The following is a 21,672-nucleotide window of genomic DNA, read 5'->3' as shown; positions in this document are numbered from 1 at the left end:
TTTAAAAATCTTCATTTGCATCGTGAGAGCCATTGATGTCTGAACTAGTTGGGTCAACAGAGTCGCCAGGTATTTTTCTGGTTTCACGAGCCCACTCGCCTAAATCAATCAGTTTACAGCGCTCGGAACAAAAAGGTTTGAAGGTGTTTTCAGGGCACCAGGTATTTTTTTTACCGCAGGTAGGGCAGGCGATTTTCTTTAGGTTATTCATAGCAATTAGCAGTTAATCGATTTAGGACTGAAGTATGTAATACAGTATGCCAGAAGTTCAACATCCAGGTACATGCTCCAACCATCGATAATTATTGTACTGAATAAAACCCGCAGCTTCCGCTTAGCGCGGATACTTACGGGCACGCCTCCTTGCGCGCGATCGTCGCCCAGTTCTTGTTGCAGAAATCTAACATAAAATGCACTTATTCACTTCGTCTTCCTTTTCCTCTTTGACGAACTGTTGTGTAAAATAAGCAGGCTGCCAATGAGGCCCAGCTCTGTCTCGATCGGGTTCTTTCCCCCCCTCGACTCTCATGCTAGTCTCGGAAACTTGTCGAGGCGTAGCAACTCGCTCCGATTTCCCTCGACCCGAGAAAAATTGGGGAGAATAAGATTGTCGAGCCTGGGGGCTTAATTCGCTTAGTCCCTCAGCCCCAGCTTCTCCACGCTCGAAAGGGGTTGCTCCCAGTGACTGCCCTCTACATTCGGGATTTACACTTGGAGTATCAGCCACAAACTGTTTCTTAAATTCTTCAAATCCTGGACTACCAGCCACATCACTCAACGCTGAAGATAAAGCGGCGTTTTTTCCATTATCATTTCCTTGTGTTCCTGGGTTAACCCCCTGCTCTATATCGCCCGGTATCAGCATTGTCCACAGCTCATCAAATTTAAGACCCGCTGGGATTTCATAATCCCCTGAGGAGAAAGAAAAATTTTCTTCCTTAATTCCAATTTCTTTCTCACTGCCATCGCTTCTTACATCGCCCTGAATTTCATCTGTCACTTCTTCGCCAATACTCATGTCCCTAATGCTGGACTTTTTCCTCCACTCAATTAGCTTCCCATTGACAGTAACTGTCCCATCTTTATGAATTTTCGCTGCTTTCTTGGCTTTTTTACCTACCACTTCTCCGGTGTCTTTAAACACATAAGTTCGCTTCAGAAAACCGCCTCTTGTAATAGGACTTTCTTCTCCTATTTTTATTAATTGAGAGATATCCGCAGATTTTATCCGGGTATTCCATTTAATTAGCCTTCCTTTGACAGTGATTGTTCCATCTTCAAACAATACCGCATGATATAATGCACGGCGACTCACTTTTTCTTTTGTATCCTGAAAAATGTAATGACGCTTAAGAAAAGCATCCACAGTAATGGTACGCCCTGTAATAGTAATTCTCTGATGTGATGACATGTTTCTAATACTCTGGCCCAGGTCACCAGTATGGTTGGAGGATGATGGGAAGTTATGCCTAACCTCTTCTTCATCTCCCTGCGTGCCCCCTCTTCTCGTAGCACGAGTACTGACTGAAACCGCATCGATTTTAGTTCGCTTCGGATTAACTGGTAGGGAGCTGGAAGGCATTTGCCTTTTCTTTGTCTGTATCCGTTGTAAGGCAATCTTGTCATAGCCCACATTGTAGCTGCTAACATACTCCTGAGATTTATTCGTCACAGAGAAATCTTTTCTAGGCTTGCCTCTACGGGCATCATTTTCACCCATCCTTCCAGCAATGATTATTTTCCTTTCCGCCAAGGCTAGTTTGCTTTCTTGCTTTTCTCTCATAAATACCCCAATTAATTCTTATCTGAATTGATAATCAACCTAATGGCTATTATTCGAACATAGAAAATAGACGCTTTAAAAAGGAATTTTTGGGAAGGTGAGATGCCTATTTGGAATGACTGCAAGCAAATAAACACACGCCGTATGGATTCTTACACGCTGCTCACCATAATCAATAATACAATGCTTATTAAAAATAGTCTTAGCAAGAGATAGCGTTGTGCCTTTTTCAAGCCATGATTAGCCATTATTTTTATATGAGCAATTTTATTTTGTGATTTTTTCCAAAATCCAAGCCTATTTTTATAGATAACCTTTCCCTTGCTTGTGAAGCGAGCCATCGGGCTGCTTTTAAATGAATTTTCTCCATAATTAGCAAGTAGTTGCTCCCCTATTAAAATATCTCTGCTTGCTTTAAAAAATATAACCTCTATTCCGTTCAAATGGTGACTAATTGTTTTTAAATTCGCATCAAGTAACCGGGAATCAGAGCCATTCTTTGATTCTGGCGCATGATTTACAAAGCGCGAAATATTTCCATACCTGGAAGCATCCATATGCATGTTCAAGCAATCGGCATGACATTCAAATGCATAACCTTTACGTTTGGAATCAAAAATTCTTTTTTCACCACTATAAGGAAATAGAATTTCATCCTTGCGGATGAAAGCTCTAGTGAAGAGACCAAACCTCACAACCGGATCAATGTAACGTAATTCAAATCTGTCCAAATCACAGGGCTGCTTTAATAAATTAACAAGCTCTGTTTTTGTTTCAAAAAGTAAATCCCCATCAATCGAATTCGGGAGATCCTTTGTATTAAAACTATCCTTTATCAAAATATGATTTATAAATTTGAAATTATAACCACTTAGTTCACTAATCAAACCTTCAAATTCTTCCATATTGATTGCTTCGTTGGCGGGTTGATTACCCTTCATGGAACAATAAATTTGTCCTTTCGTATTTGAGTCAATGAACTTTGCTGAGGGATGAATATTAAATCGGCAATTCGATGGCTCACTCGCTTGTAATAGAACGGAATAAACATACCTAGTTGATTCAAATAAGCCCTCTATATCTTCATACTGATAATGATAAATACCATTCAATGGCAGGATTTCAGGCTGAACAAGCAATGGATGTTCAAACCCAATATTGATTAACGCCTGTTTTTTAAGTTGCTGATTATCTTCAAGCAGGAATAGGCTGGTATCGGTATTAAAAATAATGCTACGACATTTGGAACGAATATTGTTATTGGAGAGAACAAGATGTACCAATGATTTCTTCCAACAGTGGTTTCATAGTCTTTAATCTAGGGCTTTTAAGTCTCAGAAGCAAGCCTACCTCTCAGCGAATTAGCCCTCCTTCAAGTACTTTTACAGGAGGCATTTTTAATAGCTCTATGCGAACGAGTACTATAATTAGTGCAATACGTTAAGGAGAAATTTATGAAAAGGACTCTGGGACTGCTTTTTACCTTGCTTTCTTTAATTACAACCTATGCTAACGCGACTATTAACCCTGGATTAAATAAGTTCGGGCCGCAGAGTAATTTTGGACCTCATAATAATCCTGGATTAAATAACTTCGGGCCGCAGAGTAATTTTGGACCTCATAATAATCCTGGACTGAATAACTTCGGGCCGCAGAGTAATTTTGGGCCTCATAATAATCCTGGATTAAATAACTTCGGGCCGCAGAGTAATTTTGGGCCTCATAATAATCCTGGATTAAATAACTTCGGGCCGCAGAGTAATTTTGGGCCTCATAATAATCCTGGATTAAATAACTTCGGGCCGCAGAGTAATTTTGGGCCTCATAATAATCCTGGATTTAACAATCTTACACCAAGAACTTTTAACTCTCGTTTTTAATGAGGCAATGCGATTAAAGCTTTCATAGCAAAGTACTATAATTTAGTTACACCACCTTGAGGAGAAAGTAATGAAACGGACTCTTCTAATCTTGTTGACCTCGTTTTCTTTAGGGAGTGCAACCTACGCAAATACCACCAATAATTCAGGATCGAATGCTACAAAGAATAATGCCCCCAAAACCGGAATAAGCCATCAAAGAGGGAACATGCCCACTACGCCGGGCATCGTTAACCCACTGCCCGGCACTACAATTCCGAATCCTCAGTTAACCCCTGGCAGTAAGACTAACCCATATAACCCACCCAGTACGAATACTGATACTACTCATTAAAAATGATAGCAATTGATTTAATAATAGGGGGCAAACCAAGTATGATCATAATAATGAGGTAATAAAAATGAAATGCTAAGATTTTTTTGAGACGTGTTGTTCTGTTTTATCAACCTCGTCATCAGCAGCAAGTAGTTGTTGAGTCTCCCTTAAATCCTGTTTGTAGTTTTTTGTTGTTGCTGTTGAGCTTGAAATTTGCTGAGTATTAGGCCTATCCCACTGTTTGACTTGACGCCAGTGAGTCGATTCACCATTTTGAAACAGTCGACAAAAGATACTGCCATTGTATTGACCTTTATCATCTTTTTTAAAATGCAGTTGTAATAGTTCCTTGTGTGCAGCAACTGTATCTTCTTTATTGGCGCTATTTTTTATATCATCAACGAGTGCATCTTTTATCTGCCTCCATAGAGTGGCGTTATTGGTTGCTCGAGCCTTGAGCATCATTTCTTTTAGACGAACATGATCTTGCAAAGGAAATTCAAATTCCATTTTCTTTGCTTTATCAAAAGTTGGATCGGTAGAATCTCGTATATCGCTTTGAATTTCGTCCCATCTTTTTTTGTCTCCTAACCCCATTGCCCAATTAAGCAGGTAAACTGCTCGGCTTCCATTTGTAGGCGGCGCATCATACTTTACATGAACATCCGGTGCTAACGCTCTTGTGCCATGGCAATTTTTAAATTCCCCTTCCTCTCCATTGAAATTAAGGGAAAAACTAAAAGCACTTTCATCTAAATTATGCCGTGCACCAGAAAAAGTGGTCATGTCTGTAAGCATAATATTTTTTTCATCATCATCTATCTGGCTTTGCAGGGCATCAAATAAAGGCCTATCAAGCAGGGTACCGCCTCGTGATTCCCACGCATAGTCACGTTGCTCATCATAGTGTTGTTTATTCCAGGCAATCACTACTTCCACTTGCGCGCCTTCGGGGGCATGTTTTAACATTTGTTGGATGACTTCTTTTCCTTCATCACTCTCTAATTGAGCGGCATTAATTCCTCCTGGCAAATGAATCATTGAGAGGCGAACGATATCCCCAGCCTGATCTTTGATCCGAAAGCACAAAGCGACGCAGTCCGTCATGCCAGAAGTAAAAACACCATTTCCATCTTCAGGACCAATATTCACAACATTTTGTGGTGATAATACGGGCTCATATTTTGCATAGGAATAGGCGAAGGGATCATCATCTATAATTGCAGGCTCTTCTCCAGGCATCATAATATCTCACGTCATGAATAATTTAATTATATGCGTAGAGAGCAAAATTTGCCCAAAAGAGCCCATGCGCCCCCGCTAATAAGGCTAATTTGCAATTGTATAAATTCTCGATTCCAATCAGACAGCAGAGTAGAAGCCTCTATACTAATCCTGGTTGCTGCTCTAATCGTTTTTAATTAAATAGCGACTTGAGTAGCATCATACTCCCTGCTCGCTTGCTCCAATGCTGCTATGTCATTGCTACAAATATGGTTTTTTAAGACATTAAATTTATCCTCGTGCCAAGAATAAATGTCCAACTTTAGGATTCGTTCAATGATGTCTTGCGCGAAGCGCTTTTTTATTATTTTGCCAGGACTTCCGGCCACGATGCTATAAGGCTCAATATCCCTGGTCACAATGGTATTTGCAGCTATTATCGCCCCTTCTCCAATAGTGACACCCGGCATAATTATTGAACGCATTCCGAGCCAAACACCATCCTTAATCACTGTATCTCCCTTCCCTTCATAGGCATCAACATACCTGTCTGCAAAAGGATAAAGACAAAACCAATCTGTACGGTGATTATGATTTCCGCCCAACATAATAATGACCTCGGCAGCAATACAAACATAATTACCAACATAAAGTTGATCAATTGGCCATTGCGGCTGCCAATTTTTTAGACTGTATTCATCTCCATAAAGATATCGGACTACGGTTTCCTCAAAACTCCCCGTCCATGCATCACTGTAGTAGCTATGCGTTCCTTTGATATGGATATTGGGATTTTTAACATGCTGATGTAAATATTCTATTTTGGACCAGTGCTTTTCTTCTGTCTTTTCCATAGCCATTTATTCGTGATTCAAAAAAGGCAAATTTTAATCAGCAAAGAAAATTTGGCAAGCAACTTCATTCAACCGCTTAAGCCTATCGCTAAAAATGAGTTTAATTTTGACAAACCGCACCATTTAACTACACTAAATTTATATGTCTCTACACTAATGGAATAAAAACATGGAGTTAGGGAAAAACTGTCAAACACAACATCCCCAAACCCCTCGCTATAAAGAGAGATTTCTGGATAACCCAACGCAATTTATTACAAAAAAGTCTATGGCTACAGTTGAATTAGACCATTTTAAACCAAGTGCTGAGTGGGGCGCTTAAAGGATGATGAAAAAACACTTATTTTACAAGTTAGGGAGTAAAATCTACCCGCTGCGCTGGTATCTCATCATCCTATGGGTGATTATAATCCTGGCCTGTGTTCCTCTGCTCATCCACATTGTTGCTCCTTTTAAAACAACCGGTTTTAAAGATGAGAATTCACAAAGTGCCAAGACCCAGGAATATATCGATAAGAAGCTGGGTTACGATAGCGCTAATAAATTTCTGATTATCTATCAGAGTAAAACTCTTCGGGCTGACCAATCCCTATTTAATAAGAAAATCAATCAATCTCTTTCGGGTTTGGAAAATTTCCCTATTAAACATGACATTTTCCTCCCCTCAGACAACAAACATCAAATTTCCAAGGATAAGCATTCTGCCTATGTCGTCGTCATTGTTAAAAGCCAGGAACCTCTTAATGCGAACACGCTAGCCAAATTTACAGCTGCAATAAAAAAACCATCCAATATGACTATTGAAATGGGCGGGCAGGCTATTTTTGTTAGAGAGATCAATAAAGAGACTCAGCATGATCTCTATAAGGCCGATTTTATCGCAACACCGGTGGCAATTATTACCTTGTTAGTCGTTTTTGGCTCCCTGACTGCCGCTTTGCTGCCTATTCTTTTGGGAGGCGGATGCGCGCTCATAATCCTTACCGCCCTTTATATTTTAGGAGAATCCTGGACTCTCTCGGTGTATACCTTGAATATTGCTTTATTGTTAGGTCTCTGCCTGAGTCTGGATTATTCTCTATTTATCATCAGTCGCTTTCGCGAAGAATTACATAATGGCATCGATGTAAGCGAAGCCATTGCCATTACTGCAGAAACAGCGGGAAAAGCTATTTTTTTCAGTGGCCTAGCCGTTCTTATCAGTATCAGTGCTTTATTTCTTTTCCCTATTAATATTTTATTTTCTATGGCTGTTGGCGGGATCGTTGCCGTGGTGGTTGCAGTAATTACTGCGGTCATCGTACTCCCAGCTTTTCTTGCTGTTCTCAAAAACAAAATTAATCTTTTTTCGATCCATCTGCCCGGAAGAAAGAAGGAGCATAGCTCACCTGCCTGGCGTTGGCTGGCAGAAAAAGTTGTTGCTCATCCTTTATACTTTTTTTTCCCGATTCTTATTTTATTGCTCCTGCTTGGTTATCCATTCTTGTCGGCCAAATTTGGCGTATCAGATTATCGCATTACTCCCAAAGAGTCCGAGAGCCGACAGTTTTTTAATACCTACGAAGAAGAATTTGATGTCAAATCATTAACCCCAATTTTGTTATTAGTTCAATCTCCCCATCATTATATTTTGTCGCAAGATAGTCTTTCCAAAATCTATACTTTAGTACAAAAACTAAAAGACCATCCCTCTATTGACGAGATTAGCGGCGTCGTCTCCTCTGATGGGAAATTAACCAAGAAACAATATATCAACCTCTATTCCACGCCTAAGAAGTTTTTGGCTGCTAATATAAAAAAATTATTAGCAACAACGACAGGCTATTCTTTTGCTGTATTAAATGTGAGTAGCAATTATCAGAGCAATGACGCTCAAACCATACAACTGGTTAAGACTCTAAGAAACACCCAAGTGTCTTCTGGACTGACTATGGAAATTACTGGGACACCGGCCATCAACGTGGATGTTTTAAACCGTATTTCCCAGATTTTACCTTGGGCTTTGTTATGGATTATGGTTTTCACTTATCTCATTTTACTTCTGCTATTGCGTTCTTTATTTATCCCTATTAAAGCCATTCTCATGAATTTATTAAGTCTTAGTGCCTGCTATGGTGCGCTTGTACTCGTATTTCAGGATGGTTATTTAGCGAAATACCTTAATTTTGAACCACAGGGAATGTTGGATATCAGTCTTTTAGTCATCATCTTTTGCGCCCTCTTTGGGTTCTCGATGGACTATGAGGTTTTTCTCTTATCGCGAATAAAAGAGGCTTATGAAAAAAATGGTCATCATAACAATAAAAGTATTATTTCGGGCATTGAGCGGAGCAGTCGCATTATTACCAGTGCCGCACTGATCGTTATCTTCATTTGCGGTTCATTTTTAGTTGCCGATGTATTAATGGTGAAAGCCTTTGGGCTTGGCATCGCAGTGGCGATTTTTGTGGATGCTTTTTTAATTCGGACGCTCCTCGTTCCCTCCACGATGGTATTGCTTAAAGAATGGAATTGGTACCTGCCTAGATGGCTAGATAGGATTTTGCCAAAACTATAATAATAGAAAGTGGAGTCTAGGTTACTTTGATAGGAAGGAAGAAAAATTGAAAAGGAAAACAGCCAATACCCTGCATGAAATGTTTGAGCTACAAGTTAAACAAAGACCACAAAAAATTGCAGCTATTTTTGGAAGACAGTCCATTAGTTACGCGCAATTAAATCAGAGGGCAAATCAGCTAGCCCATTATTTGCGGACATTGGGCGTGACCGCAGAAACGCAAGTTGCCCTCTGCATGAATCGCTCCATCGATTTTCTTATTGCGATTATGGCAATTCTAAAGGCAGGGGGAGCCTATATTCCTTTAGATCCGTCATCTCCGGAAGAGCGGTTATTACTCATTTTACATGAAGGATCAACGTCCATTCTCATTACGACGAGTGAATGGAAAAGAAAATTGTCTCGATACCAGGGAAAAACCCTTGTTTTTAATGAAGAGGAAGAATTTCGCAAGCAATCACCAGATAATCCTCAATCAGTAACGTCCCCTCATCACCTGGCTTATATAATTTATACGTCTGGTTCAACTGGTAAGCCTAAAGGGGTACTCATCGAGCATGAGGGGGTTGTCAATTACGCGGAGTGGTTTGCTGATTTTTGCTCGTTAAACACACAACAATTGGTTGATTTTTCTTCCAATCCTTCGTTTGATTTTGCGCTAACAACCTCGCTTGTCCCCTTAACAATTGGCTTAACGGTTGTGATTTGTGAAGATAAAGTTAAAAAAGATCCTGGCCTGTATCTGAATTATCTTGTCACCAGTCAAGTCAATTTCATTAAATTAACGCCCAGTTATTTTAGAGTATTGTTACATCAGCTAAAAATGAAATGCTGGCCTCTTCATCATCTGCAAAAAATCATGTTGGCAGGAGAAAGTTTAGCCGCTAGTGATTGTGCAGCCTGGTTGAGTTTTTATCCCAAACATCGTTTGTTTAATGAATATGGTCCTACGGAAACCAGTGTGGCTGTTTGTCTATATCAAATTGATTCTAAAAATATTTCCAGGCTGGGAGCAAATGTACCTATTGGTATGTTGGTTCCTAATTGCCAATCTTATCTCCTTGATGAAACTGGCCTACCTGTTGCTGAGGGAGAGACCGGTGAACTTTATCTGGGCGGTTGTTGTCTAGCCCGTGGATATTTAAACAATAAGACATTAACAGAGCGATACTTTATTAAAGACCCTTTCAACAATGCCCCCAATGCCCGCTTGTACAAAACCGGCGATTTATGCCGCCGCCTACCGAAGGGGGAACTGGAGTGCATCGGAAGGATCGATCATCAGATAAAGATACGAGGCTTTCGCGTAGAACCAGCCGAGATTGAACACTGTTTAGCGGCTCATCACCAGCTCAAATCCGCCGTAGTCATTACTGCCGATGGCTATCGCAAGGAGAAAATATTAGTCGCTTATTACATTTTGAAAGATAAAAATCAGGCTGTAAGTGACAATGAACTGCGGCAATATTTAAAGCTGTACTTGCCTGACTTCATGATTCCCTCTTGTTTTGTCAGCATGGAATCCTTTCCACTCAATGCCAATGACAAGCTAGACACCTTCGCCTTGCCTGCTCCCTCCTTCACTCCAACCATAGGACAGGTGGCACCACAGACACCTCTGGAGAAAATAATTGCTGAAATTTGGTCGGAGGAACTAGGTATAAAACCAATTGGTATTCATGATGATTTTTTTGATTTGGGAGGACACTCTTTGTCGGCAGCAAGAATTATTACAACCATCAATCACGCTCTAGGAAAAGAAATCAGTTTACAAAATTTTTATCAGAAGCCAACCATCGCAGCGGTGGCCAGCTTGCTCGATCAATTACAGGAAGTAAGGCAGCAAACAGATATTAATACAGAGACTTATAAAGATAAAAGTCAGTTGCCATTGAGTGATTTCCAATTCACTTTATGGCTATCAAATACCTTTGAATCGAAGGCCAAAAAATTAAATGTCTGCGCGCGAGAACGTGTGCAAGGGATGTTGGATTTGGAAAAACTAAATGCTGCCTTGGCTTTGATTATTAGAAAACATGAAACCCTATGCTACCGAGTATTCTCTTTTCGGCCTGTCCAGTCTCTCCAGAAAAATCGTCCTCCTGAGATCGCAGTAAAAAATCTCGCCTCGCTGTCTGAGAAAGAAAGCGAGATTGTTTTAGAGACTTCCTTCAATGAGTTAAGGGCACTCTATCCTTGGCCTAAAAATCAACCGCTGATAATGGTTCGTTTATTTTATTTAAAGGGCAGAAATACAGAAATCCAACTTTGTATGCCTCATATTATTTCTGATCATGTTTCACCTGCAATCTTGCTCGCTGACTTATCCAATTTTTACTTATCTGCTCAGTCGCCCTCTTTGGACAGAGACACCCGTTATCGAGAATATATATTCAAAGAACAAGCCTATATTCAAACTTATTTTAATCGCGACTTAATGTTCTGGGAGGACTATTTGGAGGATGCTTCTTTATTTACCTTTCCCGCGGAATATGTTGTAGCCAATATGAAGAAAAGAAAAACTCCTTATTCAACCTACACAGAAATCTCTCAGGAGGCACTGCAAAATCTGCGACTATTCTGTGCTCATAACCATATAAGCCTTAACGATGGTTTGAGTAGTGTACTTTTGTTAGCGCTGCGTAATTGTTGTGGCTATAAGCTCAATGCACATTCTTCCATCTGTATTACTAAAGTTAAATCTACTCGCGATGATCATAAATATGACAAGACCATCGGTTGCTTCTTGGAGCTGGAGCTAATTAAGGCGCAGATTAACAAACAATCTACCTTAAACTCGGTCTGCAAACAGGTTCATGAATCGATCATGACTACCAGCCCTTATCAAAAATGTTCTAATTTGGTAAAGCTCGCCAGTATAGGCACCTTTCGAGAACCTAAAAAAATTAAAGAATATGGTGTCAAACTATTAACCTGGTTATATAGTTGTTTATTCCCTACCCTTCAATTAAACCGAAAAATTCTCAACTGCTGTGGCCGTTTAAGTTCTTTTAAAGGTAATAATTTTCTCATCAATATCAATATGCATAGTGATTTTTTAATCTCAGAAAGGGAGAGTACCTCGTTATTTGGATTAAAAACACAAAATGTAAACAATTATCAATATGATTTATTGGAAGTAGACAATTTTCTCGATATTTGCTTTCTGCGTATGGCCGATAACAGACCCCATATGGCTATTTCAGCCAATTTGACTACCGATTTTCGTGAGAGGCTTGCCAAAGAAATCCTGCGAATTATGAAAGAGGATACCAAACAATATTATCCAAAAGATCAATCAATGTTTTGTGCTTAAGCTGAATTCTGATAAAGTCTTGAGGAAAATCATTAAATTATCAAGGAGCAAGGATGATAAGAAAGTTTTTTATTATCATCACTGCCTATCTGTTTGTTCAAACTGCAGTGGCATGTGATAGAGCTTTACCTACAAACGATGCGAACTTTTGCTCATCGTTTAAATCCGTAGCTGCCTGTTACTGCACATCCTCGGGACTTCCATCTGGAATGTGTCAAGATGTGAGAAAGCTATACGCACGATTGTTAATTATATATGGTTCTCTTCAAACAGCTTGTGACCGCCAGAAGTATACGACCCCTCAGGATTGTATGGATAACTGGAATTGCTATCTGTTTGGTAGAGTTAATTCTCCAGGCCGGATTTGCAGTAAGGCCTGCCAATAATTTTGTTAGCTAAGTTATCTCCTCCTTTCTTAGGAAAGAAATGAGGAGATAAGAGAGAGAGTGTTTATTGTGATTGTCAGAAATTTGTTACTAGCCAGTATGTTACCCTTGTATTTGTATTCAATGAATAGCCATGCTGGTGAAGAAGGGCTTCCCTTTCATCCTCGTTTTTATATTGGCGCACTTGGGGGTTATGCTTCAACGACTTGGCACGGCTTAGTACCCTCCCAAGAAAATCAAAACTTAGCCCTAAATGTTTCCACTCCAATTCATACCAGAGAAGGCGGTGCAGGTTGGGGGGCTTTTGTTGGACATGAATTTTCCCGCTCTTTCGCCATCGAATTTAGTTATATGCATTACCCTAAAGCGGAAATCTCATTTGATGCTGCGAGCTTATTCAGCTTTGAGAATAATGAATCGACAACCTTTTCTACTAAAACGGAAACAATCAGTTTAACCGGCAAAATTATGCTGCCTATCTACAATACTTCCCTTAGACTTTTTTCCAGTGCCGGGGTTGCAGGCGTACATCGAGATGATTTACTGGTGGAAGACTGGCGTCTGAGCCCAACATTCAGTGTCGGATTAAATACCCCCTTGGGGGAACACCTCATGGCTGAAATCGCTGGAAATTATACCGCTGGATATGGGGAGTCGCAGTTAAACCCTGTAAATACCTTTTTTCCTTTTTTATATTCGGTTGTTGGACGCTTAGCTTATTTTTTTTAAGGAGCAGCCACATCGGGCTGTTCTCCTAACTCATTTTCATGCTGGTATATACTTGTAGTAGAGTACTCACCAAATCATGGAGTGATCATGCATAAATTAATTGAGATTGAAGGAATTGGCGAACAATATGCTGCGCTTCTGCAAACGGCCGGCATTGAAAACCAAACTCAATTGTTAGACGTTTGTGGTCATCGCAATGGCCGACAAACCATTGCGGAAAAAACAGGTATCAGTCCTAAGCTAATCCTGAAATGGACCAATCAAGCTGATCTGGCACGCATTAAAGGTATCAGTGAGGAATATAGTGAATTATTAGAACGCAGTGGAGTGGATTCAGTCCTGGAATTGGCACAACGTCGCCCGGACAATTTGCATCAAGCACTCCAGGCAACCAATGAACATAATAGACTGGTGCGCCAGCTGCCAAGTTTATCGCAAGTTGAATCCTGGATAATCCAGGCCAAAAAACTACCTCGCGCGGTATACCATTAAGTTAATCGCGTCTGACATGAGCGTTCAGGCCCTGAAAGATGTAGGGCCTCTTCTTCACACCGATCTAACGTCGTTTTATGCCTAAAGCAGTCAATAAAGAACGCATTAGATCACGCATAATTTGCCGTACCACCTGACGAAATAAGGTATTTTTACTTATCTGCTCTATCATGCCAGGCTCCTGAGGGTCTGCCGTGCCTCTCTTGGTTGTGGTCTCGGTAGTATTTGTTTGCGTTGCACTCGCCACTTGCTTGGCCAGTATCTCTTTAGCCGATTCGCGTTCTATGCGCTGTCCATAGCGAGCGATTAACGTTGATTGCGCCACAACAGCAGCTAACTCCTGCGGGTTGAGCACCCCCATGCGTGATTCCGGAGCACGGATCAAACATTCAACAAGTGGTGTCGGCTCTCCTTTGGCATTCAAACCGCTGACCAACGCTTCACCAATTCCTAAAGCAGTCAATAATTGCTCTGTATTGTAATACGTAGAAGGTGGGAAGTTTTGTGCCACCAGTTTCATCGCCTTGCGATCTTTCGCAGTGAAAGCACGTAAGGCATGTTGTATTTTTAAACCAAGCTGGCTCAATACCGCATCGGGAATATCATTGGGTGTTTGCGTACAAAAAATTAAACCAACCCCCTTGGAGCGAATTAATTTAACCATGGTATCCAATAAACTTAATAAGGCTTTACTGGCATTACTGAAAATTAAATGGGCCTCATCAATAAAGAGAATTAGCTTTGGCTTAGGCGGATCACCGAGTTCGGGCATCACGCGATAAACATCAGATAATAACTTCAGCATAAACGTAGAAAATAATTTTGGTTTATCTTGCATATCCAACAAACGCAAGATTGAAATTATCCCCTGGCCTTGAGTATTAGTACGCACCAAATCCATGACGTTAAATGCTGGCTCGCCAAAAAATTTGTCACCGCCCTGAGCCTCAAGCTCAATAATTTTACGAACAATAGTCCCCACTGATGAAGTAGCTACAGAACCAAAAGAAGCCTCAATTTTTGCGCTACCGGCATCGCTTTGGGCAAATTGTAACAACGCTTTAAAATCAGCCAGTTCAATCAAGGGTAACTTATTATCTTTTGCATATTCAAAAAGAACAGTGATAACGCCTGCTTGTGTTTCATTCACATCAAGCATGCGGGAAAACAGGACTGCACCAAAATCACTAATGGTTGAGCGTAAAGGAACGCCTTCCTGGGTTGACTCATTTAAAGTGAGCATTTCAACCGGAAAGGCACGTGGAACATAACTAAGATTTAACGATTTGCTGCGTGATAATAAAAACTCAGAAGCCTCCCCTGGCATAGCCAAGCCCGAGACATCTCCCTTGATATCCATAACTAAACTAGGAACACCTTGTAAGGAAAGTTGCTCACTAAGTACTTGGATGGTCTTGGTTTTACCACTACCGGTTGCACCAGCAATTAGACCATGGCGATTTAAGGATTTAAGCACCAAATTGACTGGGGAATCAGCAAGTAATTCTTCATTAAGAAGAATACCACCTAATTGCAAGGCAGGAAATCCTTCCTCATGATAAGGATTACGTAAATCATCGTACATAGCAACGTCCTTGTTGACATATAATGCATTAATTATAACTCAGATTTTTGCAAAGGATTCAATTGGTTTCCGCGCTATTCTAATTGTAAAACCTCTTTTATCCACCTTTCCCAACTTATGAGAGGCGCTGCTCGAATTGCGACTCTTCCCCATCTGGCTGAGGTGCATGTCTCTGAGCATTATCAGTGGGTCGAGGAGTTGACCAAAACAAGGAGCCCAAAGAGCTAACATAACTCATTGAACTCTGAACTAGCTCACCTGCCTTTTTGCGTGATAACCAGCTTTCCTGAGAAGAGGCTGCTCCCAAGTTAGGTCCTTCCTGCATACTACGAGCGATAACGACAGCCTGCTCATGCTGCTCGGGTCCATCCTCTCTCGCTACATCCTCTCTCGCTACATCCTCTCTCATAGCCGGCTTTGACCAGCTAAAAATAGTGGGGATGAATTGAGCAATAGTAGCTAACCAACCAGAGAAAAACTGATAAATAGCTTGACCAATATTGACCTTTATTCGTGTATCCAAAACAGGAGCCTCTACATTCAAAGGCACCTGTAATGCCGCTAGTTGTTGCTCCAATGGGTTAGACAGACTAAAAGTATCGCATACGAATCCAACACCAGCGTTAATGACGGCCAAACAAAACGCTTTTTTATGCTCAAATAACCATCTACGCGTTTCCTCATCCTTCTCCGGATTAAGATTAAAATCTTCATCCAAAAAAGTCGTGGAGGCGACTTTAATTACTGCCCTGTATATATCACTTTCCCTATCCTCTAACGCCCAAGACCATAGCCCTACAAAATCAGCGGGAGTTTCATGATGACGGATTGGGAAAGACAGTAACTCCTTGGAAAGTTCGTGGTATAGATAAGCATTTTGCTCTGGTGTAAATGCACTCTCTACACTATCAACAAATCGACTAAAAAAATCACTTTTTATTATCCCATCCCACTGCTTACGCTCTAGCTCCCGAGCCTCTTCAGCAAGCCGCTCCTCTTCTTCCCGTCTTTCTTCCTGTATTTCAACCGTTAAAGGCAGTTGCTCATAAGCTAATAATTCGACCGCTTCTCCTTGAACATTTGAAAAGGGATTATATTTTGCCTTCATGCTTTCAGGGTATCGTCCCCATCCGGAAGGAAGGTAGTGTTCTATTATTTTAACTCCATACCTCGTTATACCCGTGTCATGGTAAAGAATACCATCTTGTACGCGGTAAAATTCGTTTCTAAGGGGGGCTTCTTCTCCCAGACTATAATTAACAGACCAAATACCCTCGCCCTCTGGACTCCATTCTCCTGCCAGGGAAGGATTATCTTCGCGAGCAGAAGCACTTTCAGCGCGTACCAGGCCATCTTCCTCTACAAAACGCACCCATTTATTGTCTTTTTGAGACCAGAATGTTCCAATAATCATAATTTTGATACCGTTTGATTTATTGATCAGCGATCCAGCATAGCATACAAAGATTAAGAAAAGCTTAAAGTATAAACATTAAGTCTTTACTGAACACACTACTTAACGAATCTGACAAGCTGGGCACAGACCATAAATATTCAAAGCATGGTCAGTCATTTTAAAATTGGCTTCCTCTGCAATCATACGTTGCCGTTGCTCGATAATTTCATCAATAAATTCTTCTACCCTGCCGCATTTTACACAGACCAGATGGTCATGATGTTCCCCCTGGCTGAGTTCAAATACCGAATGACCACCTTCAAAATTATGACGGGCAACTAAACCAGCTGCTTCAAACTGCGTGAGCACACGGTAAACCGTTGCCAAACCAACATCCTCCCCCATATCCAGTAACGCTTTGTATACGCTCTCTGCACTTAAATGATGATCTCGTGATTGCTCTAAAATCTGTAATACTTTCAAGCGGGGCATCGTGATCTTTAATCCGGCGTCTTTTAATTGCTGGCTCTCTTCCACAAGCACTCCTCTGCGTGATATTCAACACCTTTGATCCAGGTGTCTTTCTATTGATGGCATGCTATTATGGCGAAATTTTTCACGACAGGCAAAAAAAATGCGAATTAGAACCATTCTCATTAGTATCGCGTTGACCTTAACACTCACCCACTGTGTGGACTATGATTTTTCCAGACGGATTGTGCAACAAGGTAATTTATTACCCCAAAGCAAAATTGAACGTTTAAGACTAGGTATGAGTAAACATGACGTTGCAATTCTCATGGGGACCAGTTTACTAAGCCCCACTTTTAACAATGAGCGCTGGGACTACGCCTATACCTGGCGTAAAGGCGGCAATGGTATGCATGTACGCAACTTAAGCTTGTATTTTTCTCATGGCGTGTTATCGCGTATTGAGCATCATCCATAATAACTGTATCCAGTGATGCCAGGGTCCTGGCATCACTGGATTCGGCTAACAGATATCAAGTTAATCCTTTGCCTTGGCGCGTTGTCTTCTTTTCTCTTTCGGGTCCAACGTTAAATGCCTGTAAATTTCAAGGCGATCGCCTGGTTTTAATACCGTCTCCATCGCAACACGTTTGGTAAAAATCCCTATCGGCAATGTTTGCACCTCTGGATGGGTCTCAAAAATACCTGACTCCTTCAGCGCATCCGCAACGGTTGCTCCCACTGGTAAAGCAAGTTTTAATTGTATGGTTGCCTGATCAGCTGCTATATAAACAATTTCAACGTTTACCATAAAGCATCTCAGCGCGATCGCAAAAGGCATCTACCATCTTGTCGGTAACTTGTTCAAAGACTGGACCTAAAAGCATTGAAAACATACGGCCGGCAAATTCAAATTCCAAATCAAATGACACTTTACAACCTTCCGGAACTTCATCAAAACGCCAAAACCCCTCCAGATGGCTAAAGGGCCCATCGACCAAACGAATTTCAATCATCTTGTTAGCCTGCAAACGATTACGAGTAGTAAATGATTTACTCATTCCAGCAGCTGAAATAACTAAGGTTGCCTGTACTTCATCCTCATCGCGATGATGTACCAGGCTTTGTGAGCAATAAGGTAAAAAATCGGCATATTGCTCGACATTATTAACCAGGCCATACATTTGCTCACATGCAAAAGGAACCACACGGGATTTTTTTACAACAGTCATCAAAAGTCTCCTTTTACTTGAGTTCTTATCCAACGAGCCAGATCATCAATTTCTTCAGCACAGATAGCATGATCCATAGGATATTCATGGAGTGTTACGTTTTCATACCCTGTCGTAGTTAACCAAGCCGCTGTTTGCTTCGTCCAGACAGGTAAAACAATAGAATCATACCGTCCCCCCGCAAGAAACATCGGCGTCTTTTTGGCAAGAACGGGAGTACACTGAGCCGCCAACGGCAAATAAGCAGAGAGAGCAACCACAGCTGCAATTGGTGTTTCCAGATTCAAGGCTGTATATAAAGCCATTGCACCGCCTTGAGAAAAGCCAGCCAGCATAATTTGATCTGACGAAAATCCTTCCTTGATCTGTGCATCAATAATTTGGCGAATATAATTCTGCGACGCTAAAATCCCTTTTTGATCTTCGCGATCCGTCAGCTCCATGCCAAGAATATCGTACCAGGCACGCATTGACATACCATTATTAATAGTAACGGGTCGAACAGGGGCATCGATAAAAACATGACGAAGGGCCACATCATTAAGCGGCAATTCTTCCACCAAACCAGCCATATCAGAGGAATCAGCCCCTAAACCGTGCATCCAAATCATACAAGCTTTCGCCTGATGTGTTGGCTCTTTTACATAAACGTTCAACATAGCTCCGACAAAAAAACTCAAATTATCACCAAAGCGCTTCCCTATAGCAATAGACCTCTTTCGAAACTCCTGGGTCGATTAACATTTCGCCAGATTGAGTCTAAAAGCGTTGATTTACGCGCAGCGCAGCACCGTTTACAGGAGAGTCAATGAGCCGCGTAGGCCTGGCAAATCGACGCTTTTCGGTCTGGATAGCAGAAATGTCAACCGTCCCTAATAGCGCTTTCATTATGAATTCACTATACTCTGTTATTTATTATTGCAGATTATGCATGATGCGCTTGCTTACCATTATACTTATTATTTGGGCATCCTTGGTATTATCAGCTTGCGGGCAAAAAGGCCCTCTCTATCTGCCTACTGATACGCAAACAGCAAAGAAATCCTAGTTGCCACAATGAATTAATGAGCCGCTAAATGACTATTCAATTTACCAAGATGCACGGTTTAGGGAATGACTTCATGGTGATCGATGCTATTCGCCAGCAAGTCGATTTATCTCCGCAACAAATTGCCCTCCTTGCCAAACGTGATACAGGAGTCGGTTTTGACCAATGTTTACTCGTTGAAACCAGCAAAGAAACAGGCGTTGATTTTTTTTATCGCATTTTTAATGCGGATGGGCAGGAGGTGGGGCAATGTGGTAATGGTGCCCGTTGTCTGGCTCGTTTTGTTTTTCATTATGGTTTAACCACTAAAAAAAGAATAACCGTTGCAACCTGTACGACCAAAATGCAACTAGCGTTGCATGACGATCAAACGGTTACCGTTAATATGGGACAACCTAATCTTGTGCCTGACGCGATTCCTCTGAAAGTAAAACACCAAGCCCCTTTCTATTCGTTACCACTCAACGACGGTACACTCTGGCAAGTACATGCCTTAAGTGTAGGTAACCCTCACGCAGTCAGTGTCGTAAACAATCTTGCTGAAATAGCAATAGACCGTCTGGGAAAAGAAATTAGTGAGCATTCCTTGTTTCCCGAGCAATGCAATGCTGGCTTCATGCAACTGATTGGCAGCAATCACATTCGTTTACGCGTTTATGAACGTGGCTGTGGTGAAACCCAAGCCTGTGGTAGTGGTGCCGTCGCTGCTGCAGCAATCGGCAGACTTTATCACCAGCTTGCACCTCAAATTCATATTACGCTGCCTGGTGGGGAATTGATTGTTGATTGGCCGGATATCAACGGCCCTATCTATCTAAGAGGCCCTGCAACCTTCGTCTATGAAGGAGTATTAATGTCATGCGTATAGTTATTCTAGGGGCTGGACAGGTTGGAGGGACACTGGCACGTAATCTGGCGCGTGAAGACAATGATATCACGCTGGTCGATCTTAATGAGGATCGCTTGCGCGAATTACAGCATAAGCTTGATATCAAAACAGTACTGGGTTCAGCTGCCCACCCGAATATTCTCATTACTGCGGGTATAGAACAGGCGGACATGATAATTGCAGTCACTGATAGCGATGAAATTAATATGATGGGCTGCCAAATTGCCTATAGCTTGTTTCGCACCCCCACAAAAATTGCCCGCATCCGCTCGCGCTATTATTACGATTACCCCCAATTATTTTGCAATGAACATGTGCCTGTTGATGTATGTATTAGCCCAGAAAAACTGGTAACCGAACATATTGAAAATTTAATTGACTACCCAGGTGTTACCCAAGTTCTCGAATTTGCTGAAGGAAAGGTTTTACTGGTTACTATTAAACCCCAGTCCGCCGGCGTGATGGTAGGTAAAACTGTTGAGCAGCTTTATCAACATTTGAAGCCCATTGAAACGCGAGTGGTTGCGATTTTTCGCGATAAAATTGCTATTGCCCCACAGGGTGATTGTGAAATTATGGCCGATGATGATGTTCTTTTCGTGGCCTCGCCCCCGGCAATTCAACAGCTCCTTATCGCCCTGGGACGTTATACCCATCCCAATCGCCGCATTATGATTGCAGGTGGTGGACACATCGGGACCAAGCTGGCCCAGGCATTGGAAAAAAAATACCGTATCAAGGTGATCGATCGCAATTTGGCCCATGCCAGTAAATTAGCCTCTCAATTGCATAAAGGGACTGTTTTACAAGGTGATATTGCCGATCGCGATCTGCTCGTGAGTGAAAATATTGAGTTTACCGATGTATTCTGTGCTGTCACCAACGATGATGAAGCTAACATCATGTCCTGTTTGCAGGCCAAGCGTCTGGGAGCACGCCATGCCATTGCGTTGGTTAATCGCAATGCCTATGTCGAACTTATTGAAGACAGCCCAATTGATCATGCCATTTCCCCGCAATTAATCACTATCGGCAGTATTCTTACCAAATTACGACGTGGGAATATGATCAAAGTGTATCGTTTACAAAATGACGAGGCTGAAACGATTGAATTGATTACTCACGGCGATCAGTTAACTTCCCAGGTTGTCGGGCGTCAATTATCAGACATTAAATTACCTCCCAGTTGTTCTATTGTCGCTGTTGTAAGGGGTGAAAAATTACTTATGGCAAATCCGCAACTGGTGGTTGAATCGGATGATCATGTCATCTTGCTGTTGCTAAAAAAACGCTATGTCCGTCAGGTAGAATCGCTATTTCAGGTAAACCTGGCCTTTACCAGTTGAAAACACCAGACTTCTTTCGAAACTCGCTCCAGTGAGAGCAGCGCGAGGAGAAATGGCGCGCAGAACCGCAGTGTACACGTCAGTACATGAGGATTCGAGCACCGGTTCGACGAAGCGATGCCCCACTGCAGTAGAGGTTCGAAAGAAGTCTCTGATTCCTCTATTGAC

At 41.5% G+C, this 21,672-nt stretch carries 20 protein-coding genes and 1 pseudogene; 10 read left to right on the top strand and 11 right to left on the bottom strand.

What is annotated here, in order from left to right:
* Position 1: 1 nt before the first annotated feature.
* The 3 genes from DYC89_RS02060 to DYC89_RS02050 all read right to left on the bottom strand — a co-directional run bounded on the left by DYC89_RS02060 (position 2) and on the right by DYC89_RS02050 (position 2,724).
* On the bottom strand, positions 2–211 hold the full coding sequence (locus tag DYC89_RS02060; RefSeq protein WP_115220277.1) for a DNA gyrase inhibitor YacG: 210 nt from the start codon (positions 209–211) through the stop codon (positions 2–4).
* Between the two features lie 189 nt (positions 212–400).
* On the bottom strand, positions 401–1,783 hold the full coding sequence (locus DYC89_RS02055; RefSeq protein WP_115220276.1) for a hypothetical protein: 1,383 nt from the start codon (positions 1,781–1,783) through the stop codon (positions 401–403).
* Positions 1,784–1,935: 152 nt separating this feature from the next.
* The gene (locus tag DYC89_RS02050) at positions 1,936–2,724 is read right to left on the bottom strand and encodes an SET domain-containing protein-lysine N-methyltransferase (protein ID WP_147285464.1); all 789 of its coding nucleotides are present in this window, start codon (positions 2,722–2,724) and stop codon (positions 1,936–1,938) included.
* Between the two features lie 513 nt (positions 2,725–3,237).
* On the opposite strand from DYC89_RS02050, the gene DYC89_RS02045 reads away from it, so the two are divergent.
* Together DYC89_RS02045 and DYC89_RS16380 are read left to right on the top strand one after the other, a co-directional pair.
* Positions 3,238–3,663 (top strand): hypothetical protein, encoded by a 426-nt coding sequence (locus tag DYC89_RS02045; RefSeq protein WP_115220274.1) that lies wholly within the window; start codon positions 3,238–3,240, stop codon positions 3,661–3,663.
* A 70-nt stretch (positions 3,664–3,733) separates the two neighbouring features.
* Positions 3,734–3,997 (top strand): hypothetical protein, encoded by a 264-nt coding sequence (locus tag DYC89_RS16380; RefSeq protein ID WP_147285463.1) that lies wholly within the window; start codon positions 3,734–3,736, stop codon positions 3,995–3,997.
* A 75-nt stretch (positions 3,998–4,072) separates the two neighbouring features.
* Here DYC89_RS16380 and DYC89_RS02040 read toward each other — a convergent pair whose 3' ends face one another.
* Together DYC89_RS02040 and DYC89_RS02035 are read right to left on the bottom strand one after the other, a co-directional pair.
* Complete coding sequence (locus tag DYC89_RS02040; protein ID WP_115220273.1) at positions 4,073–5,224, bottom strand: hypothetical protein; 1,152 nt, start codon at positions 5,222–5,224, stop codon at positions 4,073–4,075.
* 176 nt (positions 5,225–5,400) lie between these two features.
* Positions 5,401–6,063, bottom strand: a complete 663-nt coding sequence (locus tag DYC89_RS02035) for a CatB-related O-acetyltransferase (RefSeq protein ID WP_245953929.1) — start codon at positions 6,061–6,063, stop codon at positions 5,401–5,403.
* A gap of 319 nt (positions 6,064–6,382) precedes the next feature.
* Here DYC89_RS02035 and DYC89_RS02030 point away from each other — a divergent pair, with 319 nt between their 5' ends.
* The 4 genes from DYC89_RS02030 (at position 6,383) to DYC89_RS02010 (ending at position 13,537) form a co-directional block, all read left to right on the top strand.
* A complete protein-coding gene (locus DYC89_RS02030; RefSeq protein ID WP_115220272.1) occupies positions 6,383–8,614 on the top strand; it encodes an MMPL family transporter in 2,232 nt (743 codons plus the stop codon).
* Between the two features lie 46 nt (positions 8,615–8,660).
* Complete coding sequence (locus DYC89_RS02025; RefSeq protein WP_115220271.1) at positions 8,661–11,930, top strand: non-ribosomal peptide synthetase; 3,270 nt, start codon at positions 8,661–8,663, stop codon at positions 11,928–11,930.
* Between the two features lie 446 nt (positions 11,931–12,376).
* Entirely contained in the window at positions 12,377–13,045 is a 669-nt protein-coding gene (locus tag DYC89_RS02015; protein ID WP_245953928.1) for a hypothetical protein, read from the top strand.
* Between the two features lie 87 nt (positions 13,046–13,132).
* Positions 13,133–13,537, top strand: a complete 405-nt coding sequence (locus DYC89_RS02010; protein ID WP_115220269.1) for a DUF4332 domain-containing protein — start codon at positions 13,133–13,135, stop codon at positions 13,535–13,537.
* Positions 13,538–13,601: 64 nt separating this feature from the next.
* Here DYC89_RS02010 and DYC89_RS02005 read toward each other — a convergent pair whose 3' ends face one another.
* The 3 genes from DYC89_RS02005 to fur all read right to left on the bottom strand — a co-directional run bounded on the left by DYC89_RS02005 (position 13,602) and on the right by fur (position 17,055).
* A complete protein-coding gene (locus DYC89_RS02005) occupies positions 13,602–15,122 on the bottom strand; it encodes a helicase HerA-like domain-containing protein (protein WP_115220268.1) in 1,521 nt (506 codons plus the stop codon).
* Between the two features lie 115 nt (positions 15,123–15,237).
* Positions 15,238–16,536 (bottom strand): hypothetical protein, encoded by a 1,299-nt coding sequence (locus DYC89_RS02000; protein WP_115220267.1) that lies wholly within the window; start codon positions 16,534–16,536, stop codon positions 15,238–15,240.
* Between the two features lie 102 nt (positions 16,537–16,638).
* The gene (gene fur / locus DYC89_RS01995; RefSeq protein ID WP_115220266.1) at positions 16,639–17,055 is read right to left on the bottom strand and encodes a ferric iron uptake transcriptional regulator; all 417 of its coding nucleotides are present in this window, start codon (positions 17,053–17,055) and stop codon (positions 16,639–16,641) included.
* Positions 17,056–17,121: 66 nt separating this feature from the next.
* On the opposite strand from fur, the pseudogene DYC89_RS01990 reads away from it, so the two are divergent.
* Positions 17,122–17,467: pseudogene (locus DYC89_RS01990) on the top strand (outer membrane protein assembly factor BamE).
* 60 nt (positions 17,468–17,527) lie between these two features.
* Here DYC89_RS01990 and DYC89_RS01985 read toward each other — a convergent pair.
* From DYC89_RS01985 to DYC89_RS01975, 3 genes are read right to left on the bottom strand one after another with little or no spacing between them, the layout of a single operon-like run.
* Positions 17,528–17,800, bottom strand: coding sequence for an RnfH family protein (locus DYC89_RS01985; protein ID WP_115220265.1), 273 nt, complete (start codon positions 17,798–17,800; stop codon positions 17,528–17,530).
* The gene (locus DYC89_RS01980; protein WP_115220264.1) at positions 17,787–18,221 is read right to left on the bottom strand and encodes a type II toxin-antitoxin system RatA family toxin; all 435 of its coding nucleotides are present in this window, start codon (positions 18,219–18,221) and stop codon (positions 17,787–17,789) included. Before DYC89_RS01980 ends, DYC89_RS01985 begins: the two co-directional genes overlap by 14 nt.
* Positions 18,221–18,880 carry an alpha/beta hydrolase gene (locus tag DYC89_RS01975; protein ID WP_115220263.1) on the bottom strand — a complete coding sequence of 220 codons (660 nt, stop codon included), beginning with the start codon at positions 18,878–18,880 and terminating at the stop codon, positions 18,221–18,223. The genes DYC89_RS01980 and DYC89_RS01975 overlap by 1 nt, the downstream gene beginning before the upstream one ends.
* 272 nt (positions 18,881–19,152) lie before the next feature.
* Here DYC89_RS01975 and lptM point away from each other — a divergent pair, with 272 nt between their 5' ends.
* The 3 genes from lptM to trkA are packed head-to-tail and all read left to right on the top strand — an operon-like array spanning position 19,153 to position 21,504.
* On the top strand, positions 19,153–19,269 hold the full coding sequence (gene lptM, locus DYC89_RS16910; RefSeq protein WP_019217873.1) for an LPS translocon maturation chaperone LptM: 117 nt from the start codon (positions 19,153–19,155) through the stop codon (positions 19,267–19,269).
* Positions 19,270–19,297: 28 nt separating this feature from the next.
* The gene (gene dapF, locus DYC89_RS01965; RefSeq protein WP_115220262.1) at positions 19,298–20,137 is read left to right on the top strand and encodes a diaminopimelate epimerase; all 840 of its coding nucleotides are present in this window, start codon (positions 19,298–19,300) and stop codon (positions 20,135–20,137) included.
* Entirely contained in the window at positions 20,128–21,504 is a 1,377-nt protein-coding gene (gene trkA / locus DYC89_RS01960) for a Trk system potassium transporter TrkA (protein WP_115220261.1), read from the top strand. The genes dapF and trkA overlap by 10 nt, the downstream gene beginning before the upstream one ends.
* Positions 21,505–21,672 lie beyond the last annotated feature (168 nt).

It is taken from the genome of Legionella donaldsonii, from assembly GCF_900452385.1.
GTDB lineage: Bacteria > Pseudomonadota > Gammaproteobacteria > Legionellales > Legionellaceae > Tatlockia > Tatlockia donaldsonii.
This window is presented reverse-complemented; position numbering and strand designations above follow the sequence as displayed.

Bases quoted from the DNA above. Each gene is read 5' to 3' on its own strand.
- DYC89_RS01985 (WP_115220265.1), bottom strand. From the start codon at position 17,800: ATGGTAAACGTTGAAATTGTTTATATAGCAGCTGATCAGGCAACCATA.
- DYC89_RS02040 (WP_115220273.1), bottom strand. From the start codon at position 5,224: ATGATGCCTGGAGAAGAGCCTGCAATTATAGATGATGATCCCTTCGCC.
- DYC89_RS02005 (WP_115220268.1), bottom strand. From the start codon at position 15,122: ATGTACGATGATTTACGTAATCCTTATCATGAGGAAGGATTTCCTGCC.
- DYC89_RS01975 (WP_115220263.1), bottom strand. From the start codon at position 18,880: ATGTTGAACGTTTATGTAAAAGAGCCAACACATCAGGCGAAAGCTTGT.
- DYC89_RS16380 (WP_147285463.1), top strand. From the start codon at position 3,734: ATGAAACGGACTCTTCTAATCTTGTTGACCTCGTTTTCTTTAGGGAGT.
- trkA (WP_115220261.1), top strand. From the start codon at position 20,128: ATGCGTATAGTTATTCTAGGGGCTGGACAGGTTGGAGGGACACTGGCA.
- DYC89_RS02035 (WP_245953929.1), bottom strand. From the start codon at position 6,063: ATGGCTATGGAAAAGACAGAAGAAAAGCACTGGTCCAAAATAGAATAT.
- DYC89_RS01980 (WP_115220264.1), bottom strand. From the start codon at position 18,221: ATGACTGTTGTAAAAAAATCCCGTGTGGTTCCTTTTGCATGTGAGCAA.
- DYC89_RS02060 (WP_115220277.1), bottom strand. From the start codon at position 211: ATGAATAACCTAAAGAAAATCGCCTGCCCTACCTGCGGTAAAAAAAAT.
- lptM (WP_019217873.1), top strand. From the start codon at position 19,153: ATGATGCGCTTGCTTACCATTATACTTATTATTTGGGCATCCTTGGTA.
- DYC89_RS02010 (WP_115220269.1), top strand. From the start codon at position 13,133: ATGCATAAATTAATTGAGATTGAAGGAATTGGCGAACAATATGCTGCG.
- DYC89_RS02050 (WP_147285464.1), bottom strand. From the start codon at position 2,724: ATGAAGGGTAATCAACCCGCCAACGAAGCAATCAATATGGAAGAATTT.
- DYC89_RS02000 (WP_115220267.1), bottom strand. From the start codon at position 16,536: ATGATTATTGGAACATTCTGGTCTCAAAAAGACAATAAATGGGTGCGT.
- DYC89_RS02030 (WP_115220272.1), top strand. From the start codon at position 6,383: ATGATGAAAAAACACTTATTTTACAAGTTAGGGAGTAAAATCTACCCG.
- DYC89_RS02055 (WP_115220276.1), bottom strand. From the start codon at position 1,783: ATGAGAGAAAAGCAAGAAAGCAAACTAGCCTTGGCGGAAAGGAAAATA.
- DYC89_RS02045 (WP_115220274.1), top strand. From the start codon at position 3,238: ATGAAAAGGACTCTGGGACTGCTTTTTACCTTGCTTTCTTTAATTACA.
- dapF (WP_115220262.1), top strand. From the start codon at position 19,298: ATGACTATTCAATTTACCAAGATGCACGGTTTAGGGAATGACTTCATG.